The 10,637-nt window shown below is 52.7% G+C and carries 9 protein-coding genes and 1 pseudogene; 6 read left to right on the top strand and 4 right to left on the bottom strand.

Annotated features, from left to right (window positions below; translation table 11 throughout):
- A pseudogene (groES, locus tag BZG14_RS13240) lies at window positions 1-121 on the bottom strand (co-chaperone GroES); the annotation flags it as partial.
- Window positions 122-339: 218 nt separating this feature from the next.
- Between groES and BZG14_RS13245 the strand changes: the two are divergent.
- The gene (locus BZG14_RS13245) at window positions 340-1,689 is read left to right on the top strand and encodes an MATE family efflux transporter (RefSeq protein ID WP_077486473.1); all 1,350 of its coding nucleotides are present in this window, start codon (window positions 340-342) and stop codon (window positions 1,687-1,689) included.
- On the opposite strand, the gene BZG14_RS13250 is transcribed toward BZG14_RS13245, so the two are convergent.
- Window positions 1,659-2,132: a MarR family winged helix-turn-helix transcriptional regulator gene (locus BZG14_RS13250; protein ID WP_077608950.1), complete on the bottom strand. Its 474-nt coding sequence runs from the start codon at window positions 2,130-2,132 to the stop codon at window positions 1,659-1,661. The two genes, BZG14_RS13245 and BZG14_RS13250, sit on opposite strands and share 31 nt — an antisense overlap.
- Window positions 2,133-2,379: 247 nt before the next feature.
- Between BZG14_RS13250 and BZG14_RS13255 the strand changes: the two genes are divergently transcribed.
- The 4 genes from BZG14_RS13255 to BZG14_RS13270 are packed head-to-tail and all read left to right on the top strand — an operon-like array spanning window position 2,380 to window position 7,169.
- A complete protein-coding gene (locus tag BZG14_RS13255; RefSeq protein WP_077608951.1) occupies window positions 2,380-3,519 on the top strand; it encodes a homogentisate 1,2-dioxygenase in 1,140 nt (379 codons plus the stop codon).
- 14 nt (window positions 3,520-3,533) lie between these two features.
- Window positions 3,534-4,520: a fumarylacetoacetate hydrolase family protein gene (locus tag BZG14_RS13260; protein ID WP_077608952.1), complete on the top strand. Its 987-nt coding sequence runs from the start codon at window positions 3,534-3,536 to the stop codon at window positions 4,518-4,520.
- A 60-nt stretch (window positions 4,521-4,580) separates the two neighbouring features.
- Window positions 4,581-5,201 (top strand): maleylacetoacetate isomerase, encoded by a 621-nt coding sequence (gene maiA, locus BZG14_RS13265; RefSeq protein ID WP_077486477.1) that lies wholly within the window; start codon window positions 4,581-4,583, stop codon window positions 5,199-5,201.
- A gap of 9 nt (window positions 5,202-5,210) precedes the next feature.
- A complete protein-coding gene (locus BZG14_RS13270; RefSeq protein WP_077608953.1) occupies window positions 5,211-7,169 on the top strand; it encodes an acetoacetate--CoA ligase in 1,959 nt (652 codons plus the stop codon).
- A 72-nt stretch (window positions 7,170-7,241) separates the two neighbouring features.
- Here the strand turns inward: BZG14_RS13270 and BZG14_RS13275 are convergent, their stop codons facing one another.
- Window positions 7,242-7,760 carry an FxsA family protein gene (locus BZG14_RS13275; RefSeq protein ID WP_077486479.1) on the bottom strand — a complete coding sequence of 173 codons (519 nt, stop codon included), beginning with the start codon at window positions 7,758-7,760 and terminating at the stop codon, window positions 7,242-7,244.
- 294 nt (window positions 7,761-8,054) lie between these two features.
- On the opposite strand from BZG14_RS13275, the gene aspA reads away from it, so the two are divergent.
- The gene (gene aspA / locus BZG14_RS13280) at window positions 8,055-9,518 is read left to right on the top strand and encodes an aspartate ammonia-lyase (protein WP_077486480.1); all 1,464 of its coding nucleotides are present in this window, start codon (window positions 8,055-8,057) and stop codon (window positions 9,516-9,518) included.
- Window positions 9,519-9,617: 99 nt separating this feature from the next.
- On the opposite strand, the gene BZG14_RS13285 is transcribed toward aspA, so the two are convergent.
- Window positions 9,618-10,637 (bottom strand): anaerobic C4-dicarboxylate transporter family protein (locus BZG14_RS13285; protein ID WP_077608954.1); only part of this gene is annotated, 1,020 nt, incomplete at its 5' end.

Consider the following 10,637-nt stretch of genomic DNA (forward strand, 5'->3'; position numbering starts at 1 on the left):
GCACTTTACCGCGGGTAGACTTTTCTGCAGCAGAACCAGTTAACACGATGCCGCCCGCTGATTTAGACTCAGCTTCTTGGCGCTCAACGATAACGCGATCATGTAGTGGACGAATGTTCATCGGTCGTCTCCTGAATTAGTAATGATGTTCCGTTTGATGAAGTAAGTATGCACACAGGCCGTACATGCGTCCGGTTCCTGATGTAACTCCCTATGTGGGGACGCCCTTTTTCTTTCCCAAGGGTTTTACAGTAATTTTTTTGTTTTTTTAGACTGGCAACTTTCTCCGATTGTGAGGATCCGCTAGGGTAAGCCGTCCCAACCCAGTGATAAGCGATTATGAACGACAAACACGGGCTGCTCTCCGCCCCGATCAACCTCACATTGCGTAAGATGACCGTGCCCATGGTATTTGGGCTGTTCGCGATCATCATGTTCAATGTGGTGGATACATTCTTTATTTCACTGCTTGGCACGGAAGCACTAGCTGCGGTGAGCTTCACCTTCCCCATCACCTTTGCGGTTAACTCCATCACGCTCGGGTTAGGGGTCGGCATTGCCGCCTTGGTGGCGCGATTGCTTGGTCAAGGCGATCATCAAGATGCCGCGCGGGTGTCGAGTCACGGCTTGATCTTGGCGGTATTCATAGTGATGGCCGTCGGTTGGCTGGGGGCGGTTACCATCAATCCAGTGTTCTCCGCACTCGGGGCAAGCGACAACTTATTGCCGTTGATCCACGACTATATGCAGGTATGGTACCTCACCATACCATTACTCGTGGTACCCATGGCAGGAAACGCCGCTATCCGCGCCACGGGCGACACCAAAACGCCGGCGAAAATCATGATGGTCTCCGGCCTGATTAATGGGACGCTCGACCCCTTACTGATTTTTGGCTTGGGTCCGTTTCCCGAGCTGGGCGTAAAAGGGGCCGCCATCGCCAGCGCCGTCAGTTGGGCGGGGGCATTGATAGCCGCGCTAAGTATACTGATTCGCCGTGAACGGCTACTAATCGCACCACAATGGACCAAACTGGCGACTGACGTCCGTCAAATCCTTAAAATTGGCATGCCCGCTGGGATGACCAATGCCTTAAACCCGGCGGCAGGTGCCATTTTAATGATGATGCTCGCCTCACAAGGCACAGAAAGCGTTGCCGCCTATGGCGCCGCGCAACGCATTGAAGCCATTTTATTAATTGTGATGATGGCGATGACGTCATCGCTCACGCCCTTAATGTCGCAAAACTTTGGCGCGCAATACCATCAACGGGCCTTTCAGGCACTGTTTAGCGCGATGCGCTTTGCCATCTTGTTCCAGTTTGCCCTGTACTTGTCGCTGTGGCCTTTTATCGATCTGATTGCGAATTTGTTCAGTGACGATGTGCGGGTTCAACAAGAAATTGCCCACTATTTGATGGTGGTTCCGGCCAGTTACGGCTTACAAGGCACCTTGATGTTATTGGTCGGCGGCCTGAATGCTATGAAGCGTTCATTGCATTCGTTCGCCTGCAACCTCGTCCGTTTGTTTGTCTTCTTGGTGCCCTGTGCGTGGCTGGGCGGCATGGTCAACGGCACCCATGGCCTGTTTGCGGGAATAGCCATTGCTAATCTACTGGCCGGTATTATGGCGTACCTGTATGCCGTGGTGCTGCGCCGTCAGACACTCGCGGCATCATTGTCCGTCTGAGCCAACTCATGAACGCGGTGCTGCAGAGCGTCTAACGCCTGATAAAGCGCTTGATACTGCGCCGCACTGAGTCCCTCAAGCATGGCTGTTTCCCACTCCAACACCTTGGGGACAATAGTCTGATAATGGGTGCGTCCTTTATCGGTCAAATGGACTAACGCGGCGCGCTGATCACCTTSGCACGCGCGTCGCTCTACCAGTTGGTGCTGCTCTAAACGGGTAAGCAAGCGCGACACTTTTACTTTATCCAGCCGCGTTTCTGCGGCTAAATCTTTCGCCATCACGCCATCCCGTGCCCCCAAAGAGGCCAGCACGCGCCATTCTGGACGCGATAATCCAAACTCTGCTTCATAACGTGCCGCAAGACTATCGGCCACCAACTCCGCCGTGTGGACCAACTTATAAGGCAAAAAGCTATCGAGTGCTAAATGAGGAAGGGTCATACCTGTTAGTTTCAAATGAAATCATATAACCTACTTTACGAGAGGCTTCGATAAGATGCAAAGGTAGTGCTTTGTTTACACTTACGATTTTTAGGCGGCAAAAATACTGAACACTCAAAGTAAAATATTTGTTAACAGAGCGTTGCTTTTTCTCGTCTCTGATCGCTAGTATAAACGGATAGATTGTTTCTTTTGAAACTATTTGGCCGTCCCGGTGAGCACGGCCGCCCAGCACAAGGAGCGAGTTATGCGAAAGTGGTTTTCATTCCCCATTCGTGAAGGGGATGCCTCACGTCAAGCCCACTGCGACTTTCCCGAGGGAACCTACGAGCGCGAGTGTGGCAAGGAAGGCTTTTTTGGCCCGGCCAGTCATATGTATCACCGCCATCCCCCGACGGGCTGGAGCGAGTGGGAAGGCCCATTGAAACCGCATGCTTTTGATACCAACCGAGTTGAAACGCAAGGCACGTCGCCAATGGATGCACCTGTGCTGTTATCCAATGCCAACGTTCAGGTTCGCTTATGGCGCACCGATACCGCCATGTCTTATCTGGTGCGCAACAGCGATGGCGACGATTGCTTGTTTGTCCATCAGGGCGAAGGCTCGCTGTATTGCGATTATGGCCACTTGCGCTACAGCAAAGGCGATTATTTGATCGTTCCTCGCGCCACCAGCTGGCGACTGGTGCCGGATGAGGCCACCACCTTGCTGATGATTGAAGCGACACATGGCTCCTACATGAGCGCCGAACGAGGCATTGTCGGCGAACATGCGGTGTTTGACCCTGCGGTGTTAGAACATGCGCGCATTGACGAATGCTTTAAAGCCCAGCAATCCGACAGCGAAAGCTGGCAAGTGATGATCAAATCGCGCCAACAGCTTAACCGTGTCACTTACCCTTATAACCCACTCGATGCCTTGGGCTGGAAGGGCAATCTCACCGTATTCCGGCTCAACTGGCGAGATATCCGCCCGTTGATGAGCCATCGTTACCACTTACCACCATCCGCGCACACCACCTTTGTCGCGCAAGGTTTTGTGATTTGTACCTTTGTCCCCCGCCCGATCGAGTCAGATCCTGGCGCACTGAAGGTGCCTTTTTACCACAATAACGATGACTATGATGAAGTGCTTTTCTATCACCAAGGTGACTTTTTCAGCCGCGATAACATTGATGCCGGCATGGTGACTCTACACCCTTGTGGCTTCCCACATGGTCCTCACCCAAAAGCCTTTGCCGCGGGCAAAAAGCATCAGAAAAAAGAGACCGACGAAGTGGCGGTGATGATTGATACCCGCATGCCACTTGATATGGGCGACGCGGCGAAAGCCACCGAACTGACCGATTATGTTTACTCTTGGCGCACGCCAAGTGACGCAGAATAGCGAAGGAGAAAGCAATGAAACTGGCTTCACTCAAACACGGACGTGATGGCAAATTGATTTTGGTCTCTCGTGACCTGACTCGCGCCGTCCACGCCGACGATATTGCGCCCACACTACAAGCGGCGCTCGATAATTGGGCGACACTGGCGCCCAAACTGACTCAACGCTACGACGCGCTCAACGACAACCAAGTCAGTGAGTCCTTTGCCTTTGACCCCAGTGTCTGCGATTCACCGCTGCCCCGCGCCTTTCAGTGGGCGGATGGTAGCGCCTACGTTAACCACGTTGAACTGGTGCGCAAAGCACGCGGCGCACAAATGCCTGAGAGTTTTTGGACCGACCCACTGATGTATCAAGGCATGTCTGATGGCTTTCTCGGCCCACGTGACGAGATTGAATTAGTCGATGATGCGTGGGGCTGTGACTTTGAAGCCGAGCTTGCCGTCGTCACCGATGATGTGCCCATGCACCTTAGTGCTGACAAAGCGGGCCAACACATTAAACTGCTGATGCTGGTCAACGATGTTTCACTGCGCAGCCTGATCCCCGGCGAGCTTGCCAAAGGGTTCGGCTTTTTCCAATCCAAGCCCGCCTCTGCATTTTCACCGGTAGCGGTTACCCCAGATGAGCTGGGCGATCACTGGCGCGATCATAAAGTCCACTTACCGATGCATGTCACCCTCAACGGCGAATGGTTCGGGTCACCCGAGGCCGGTGTCGATATGACCTTTGATTTTGCCGAGCTGGTCGCGCATGTGGCGAAAAGCCGCCATGTCAGTGCGGGGACCATTATTGGCTCCGGTACTGTGTCCAACACCGATCGCAGCAAAGGCTCGTGCTGCTTAGCCGAAAAGCGCATGCTGGAAATTATCGACCAAGGTGAGGCAAAAACCCCGTTTATGACCTTTGGCGATAGCGTCACCATCGATATGCGCGACAGCCAAGAGGCATCTATTTTCGGCGCCATTGAGCAAACCGTGACCCGTTACATCCCGGAGTAACCTTGATGCGCGCCTAGAGTCTCTAGGCGCGCTTGACGTTGACGCCGTCTAGGAGCTTGTATGCTGCTTTATGATTACAGTAAGTCGACCGCGGCCTACCGCGTCCGCATCGCCCTTGGCCTTAAAGGCCTCAGCTACCAACGAGAAACCGTGTCCCTGCTTGATAAACACCAGCACAGCGACGCCTATCGTTCGCTCAACCCCGCCGGTTTAGTGCCTACCTTGGTCGATGGCGATGTCACCTTGAGCCAATCGCTCGCCATTATCGAATACCTCGACGAGCGCTATCCACAGGTCAAACTGCTCCCCAGTGATCCAGTGCAAAAAGCCCAGTGTCGATCACTGGCGCTCGACATTGCCTGTGATGTGCATCCACTCAATAACTTGCGGGTTCTGCAATACTTAACCGGCCCCTTTGGCCACAGTGATGACGACAAAATCACTTGGTATCACCATTGGCTAAAACAAGGGTTCGATGGTTTGGAAGCCAAATTACAAGGATTAGACAGCCCCTTTATTGGCGGCGAAGCGCCCAATTTGGCCGATATTTGTTTGGTCGCGCAGCTGTTTAATGCACGCCGATTTGCGTTTGATTTAACGGCCTACCCAACCCTGACGCGCATTGAATCACAATGCCAAGCGCTGGATGCATTTATACAGGCACACCCTGATAAGAGCTAAGGAGAGGACATGAAAGACGGATTGTTGTGGGCGCCGGATAAGGAACGTCAAACCCACACCTTACTCGCCGCGTTTATCCGTGCCGTGAATCAAGATCACGACACCCAGCTGAGTGGCTATGACGATCTTTATGCATGGTCAGTACGCCAAAGCGGCGATTTTTGGCAACAGTTATGGCAATTTTCCGGCGTGATCGGCGATCCGGGCGAGAGTGTGTGCGATATCAACCCCGAGCACCCTAATCGGGATAGCCACTGGTTTCCCTCCGCGCGCCTCAACTATGCCGAAAATCTGCTCAAACACGCCGAGCAGTATGCCGACCAACCAGCGATGATTTTTAGCGGTGAGCATGAGGTAGCACGAACCCTCACTTGGCGTGAGCTCGTCGATCAGATCGCGGCCATCCGTCACTACCTAGATACCCAAGGTGTTCAGCCGGGCGATGTGGTTGCTGGCTATTTACCTAACCTGCCTGAAACCGTGATTGCGATGCTTGCCACCGCGGCACTGGGCGCGATTTGGACCTCAACCTCACCGGACTTTGGCGTCGACAGCGTGTTGGACCGTTTTGGCCAAACCGAGCCCAAAGTGCTGTTTACCACCGATCACTATCACTACAACGGCAAAACCTATGACTGCCTGAATAAAGCGCAGCAGGTGGTGGATAAGGTACCGGCCATTGAGCGCCTAGTGGTGATCCCTTTTGATGGTGATCGACCTTCTTTACCCGCTGGCGTGGATAATTGGCAAGATTTATTAGCCCACGACGCGCCGCCGCTTCGCTTTACCCGCGTGGCATTCAATGCCCCACTCTTTGTGCTTTACTCTTCCGGCACCACGGGTAAGCCCAAGTGCATTATTCATTCGGTAGGGGGGATATTGCTCAATCACCTGAAAGAGCATCAACTCCATTCAGATGTGCGCCCCGGCGATCGCTTTTTCTACTTCACCACCTGCGGCTGGATGATGTGGAATTGGCAGGTCAGTGCCTTGGCAAGCGGCGCGACCTTGGTGCTCTATGATGGCTCGCCGTTTTATCCGGATGCAGGCGTACTTTGGCGACTGGCCGAGCAGCATCAGATCACCCTTTTTGGCACGGCGGCGAAATACTTAGAAGCATTGGAAAAACAAGGGGTGGCGCCGAAAGATGATTACTCGCTGGCGTCGCTGCGCGTCCTATGTTCGACCGGCTCAGTACTTGCGCCCGAGCAGTTTGATTATGTCTATCAAAAGATAAAGTCTAATCTGCAGTTAAGCTCGATTGCGGGTGGTACCGACATTTGTGGCTGTTTTGTTCTTGGCAGTCCACTGTCACCGGTTTATCGCGGCGAAAGCCAAAAGCGCGGCTTGGCGCTGGATGTACAAGTGTTTAACCCCCAAGGCCAAGCAGTTGAGGAGCAGAAAGGGGAGCTGGTGTGTTGCAATAGCTTCCCCAACCAGCCGGTTGGCTTTTGGCACGATACCGATGGCAGTCGCTATCACAATGCCTATTGGAACAAGATTGATGACATCTGGTTCCATGGTGACTATGTGCGCCTGACCGCACAAGGTGGCATGGTGTTTTATGGTCGGTCTGATGCGGTACTAAACCCAGGCGGGGTACGAATTGGTACGGCGGAGATCTATCGCCATGTAAATCAGCTTAGCGAGATCATGGATTCAGTGGTCATCGGTCAGCAATGGAAAAACGATGTCCGCGTAGTGCTATTCGTCAAACTCGCTGCTGGTGTGACACTGGATGAACCACTCAAGCAAACCATCAAAAAAACCATCCGCACCCAGTGCACGCCGCGTCATGTTCCCGCCGTGATTGCCGAGGTGAGCGATATTCCGCGCACCAAGTCAGGGAAACTGGCCGAATTGGCGGTACGCGATGTGGTCCATGGGCAAGACGTGGCACAGTTAAGCGCCTTGGATAACCCAGCATCACTCGATCAATACCGTCATCGCCCCGAGCTCACCCAATAAGCGGACGTTATGATCGAAAAAGGCCGCTTCCTCATGATGCGGCCTTTTTGCTGGGTTTAACTCCGAAATGGCTTAGCGCAGACGATGGTCATCCTCGTCGTCATCTTTGCGCTCATATTCCCCCTCAAAGGTGTCGCCATCGTCACCACGGCCTCCGCGACGGAAAGGATCTTCCCCAAAAGGTCCTTGCGCATTGCCCCCTTGATGGAAGCCACCTTGGCTAAAGCCTGCTTGAGAGACAGTGACGCGTTTCATCACTTGTTTGGCGAGCGCGGCACGCGGTGCTGGTAGCAGCACCAACATCCCCATCGCATCGGTCATAAAGCCTGGCGTTAACAGCAGCACGCCAGCGACGGCCAGCATCACGCCTTCAAGGATTTGCTGGGCGGGCAATTCTCCGCGATTAAGCCTGTCTTGCACCGAGGCCAAGGTCATCAGTCCTTGGCTGCGCACCAAGGAGGCTCCGACGAATGCGGTGATCAAAACCAGCGCCAGTGTGGGCCACAATCCCAACCAACCACCAACCTGAATAAACAGGCCGATTTCAATCACTGGGACCAGAATAAATAGCAGCAATAAGATTGGAAACACGATTCACCTCGCGCTGGAAATGGACTTTTCATCCTAACATCAAAATCCGCCAAACGCCGAACAACGAAACCGAATTTAGCGCTTGAATCAATGTGCAAGAAAGCGCATTTTGTCTATGCGCCATGCTACAGCTGTGACCGGGGTCAGCCCTTTTCACCGCATTATATGCTGTAATGGCGGCTGAAAGGATGTAACAGATAATACATCCAGCCAAAATCTCTGAGGAATGGATTCTACAGCAAAATTTGTGGCGACGTTTTAATCATTATAATAACTTGATGTTAAGGCCAACGCATGTCTCAGACGATTGTAACACCCAATGAAACCTCGATCCTCACTACTGCAACCCGTTTAGAAGAAGATTTACTCGGCCAACGCGCGGTACCTGCCGATGCCTACTACGGTATCCATACGTTGCGGGCAGTGGAAAACTTTACCATTTCCGGTACCCGGATTTCTGATATCCCCGATTTCGTTCGCGGCATGGTTTACACCAAAAAAGCCGCTGCGATGGCAAACCAAGAGCTTGGTGTTATTCCTGCCGATGTCGGTGATTACATCATCAAAGCCTGTGACCAGATTTTAGAAACCGGCAAATGCATGGATCAGTTCCCCTCGGATGTCTTCCAAGGCGGCGCAGGCACCTCGGTAAACATGAATGCCAACGAGGTGATTGCCAACCTTGCGCTTGAACTGATGGGGCACGAGAAAGGTGACTATGATGTGATTAACCCCAATGATCACGTCAATAAGAGCCAATCCACCAACTGTGCGTACCCAACAGGCTTCCGTATTGCCGTTTACAACAGCATTCTCAAGCTAATGGATGCGATTGATTACCTGCAAAAAGAATTCGATGCCAAAGCTGAAGCCTATGCGCATGTCATCAAAATGGGCCGCACCCAGCTACAAGACGCGGTACCGATGACGGTCGGGCAAGAATTCAAAGCCTTCTCAGTACTACTGCGCGAAGAAATCAAAAACATTAAATATACCGCCGCGCTACTGTTAGAGGTCAACCTCGGCGCCACCGCGATTGGCACCAAACTGAATGCCGCAGAAGGCTATCAGCAACTGGCGGTGAAACGCCTAGCTGAAATCACAGGCTTGCCGTGTATCCCAGCAGAAGATTTGATTGAAGCCACGTCAGACTGTGGATCGTATGTGATGGTCCATGGTGCGCTAAAACGCCTGGCGGTGAAATTGTCGAAGATTTGTAACGACCTCCGACTGCTCTCCTCGGGCCCACGTGCCGGGCTCAATGAAATTAACCTACCTGAAATGCAGGCCGGTTCATCCATCATGCCCGCTAAGGTTAACCCGGTGATCCCAGAAGTGGTGAACCAGGTTTGCTATCGCGTGATGGGGAATGACACCACCATCACCTTTGCTGCCGAAGCCGGTCAATTGCAACTTAACGTAATGGAGCCGGTGATTGGGCAGGCGCTGTTTGAGTCTATCTCGATTTTAGCCAATGGTTGCCGCAATCTCGGTGAAAAATGTGTGAGCGGGATCACCGTTAACCAAGCCGTGTGCGAACACTACGTGCTTAACTCGATTGGCATCATCACTTATCTTAACCCCTTTATCGGCCACCACGAGGGCGATATTGTCGGTAAGATTTGTGCTGAAACAGGTAAGAGCGTTAAAGAAGTGGTGCTCGAGCGTGGTTTAATGACCGAGGGGGAGCTGGACGAGATCTTCTCGGTTGAAAACCTGATGCATCCTAAGTATCGCGGTAAACGCTTTAACGCCTAGTGGGTCAGTCATCAGTCGGTCACTCACAACAGACACCAACCACCTACAGAGACAACAAAGGGCGCTGACAGCGCCCTTCTTTTATACCTTCAATTGCCCTTACAACACCTGGGTAATCAGCAAACCACAAGCGATACTGAACACCATACTCAGCAAGCCTGGTGCCATAAAGCTGTGATTAAAAATATACTTACCAATCCGCGTGGTGCCGGTTCGGTCAAAGTCGATGGAGGCAATGATCGGCCCGTAGTTAGGAATAAAGAAGTAGCCATTCACCGCTACAAAGGTCGCAATAATCATCGAAGGCGGCAGCCCCAAGGTAATCGCCACAGGCACCAACACCGCTGTCGTTGCACCTTGGCTGTTCACCATGACTGACAAAGCGAACAGCGCAAACGCAAATGTCCACGGTGCCATCTCAACCAAGCCAGACACCGCCTCTTTTACCATCTCGCCATGGCCACCAATCAAAGTATCACCGAGCCAAGCAATACCAAAGATAGCGACAATCGCACGCATCCCGGCATGGAATACCGAACCTTGGCTAATCGCATTGCCGTCCGGCTTACAGGTCAAAATGATCAATGCACCCACTGACAGCATCACGATTTCAATGGTATGCGCCATCCCCATTGGCTCGCCATCAAAGGCCGGGCGCAGGGTTGGGAATGCCCCCATGATGACCACGGCTAAGGCACCAAATAAGAACAAGCCAACCGATTTCTTCGCCTCCGGCGTGACTTCGATATCTTCAACGGCCAAATCCGCTTCCATTTCTCGACGAAAGTCGGGATCTTGTAAACGGCGTTGATATTCAGGATCGTCTTTAAGCTCTTTACCCAGCTTATTAACAATCACACATGCCAAGGCAAGACCAATAAAGGTGCTGGGAATGGTAACCGACAGCACATCAGCAAGGGTAATCCCTTGCGGCTCTAAAAAGGCCACACACGCCACCACCGCAGCGGCGATGGGGCTGGCCACAATCGCAAATTGCGAGGCAATGACCGCCATCCCTAACGGACGAGCCGGACGAATGCCGCTTTTACGACTGACTTCAGCAATCACCGGTAAGACCGAATAGGCAACGTGTCCGGTTCCCGCCATCATAGTGAAGAC

The organism is Salinivibrio sp. IB282, assembly GCF_001995685.1.
GTDB lineage: Bacteria > Pseudomonadota > Gammaproteobacteria > Enterobacterales > Vibrionaceae > Salinivibrio > Salinivibrio kushneri.

Excerpts from the sequence above, each read along its gene's own strand:
- BZG14_RS13245 (WP_077486473.1), top strand. The coding sequence starts at position 340 with ATGAACGACAAACACGGGCTGCTCTCCGCCCCGATCAACCTCACATTG.
- BZG14_RS13255 (WP_077608951.1), top strand. The coding sequence starts at position 2,380 with ATGCGAAAGTGGTTTTCATTCCCCATTCGTGAAGGGGATGCCTCACGT.
- BZG14_RS13260 (WP_077608952.1), top strand. The coding sequence starts at position 3,534 with ATGAAACTGGCTTCACTCAAACACGGACGTGATGGCAAATTGATTTTG.
- maiA (WP_077486477.1), top strand. The coding sequence starts at position 4,581 with ATGCTGCTTTATGATTACAGTAAGTCGACCGCGGCCTACCGCGTCCGC.
- BZG14_RS13270 (WP_077608953.1), top strand. The coding sequence starts at position 5,211 with ATGAAAGACGGATTGTTGTGGGCGCCGGATAAGGAACGTCAAACCCAC.
- aspA (WP_077486480.1), top strand. The coding sequence starts at position 8,055 with ATGTCTCAGACGATTGTAACACCCAATGAAACCTCGATCCTCACTACT.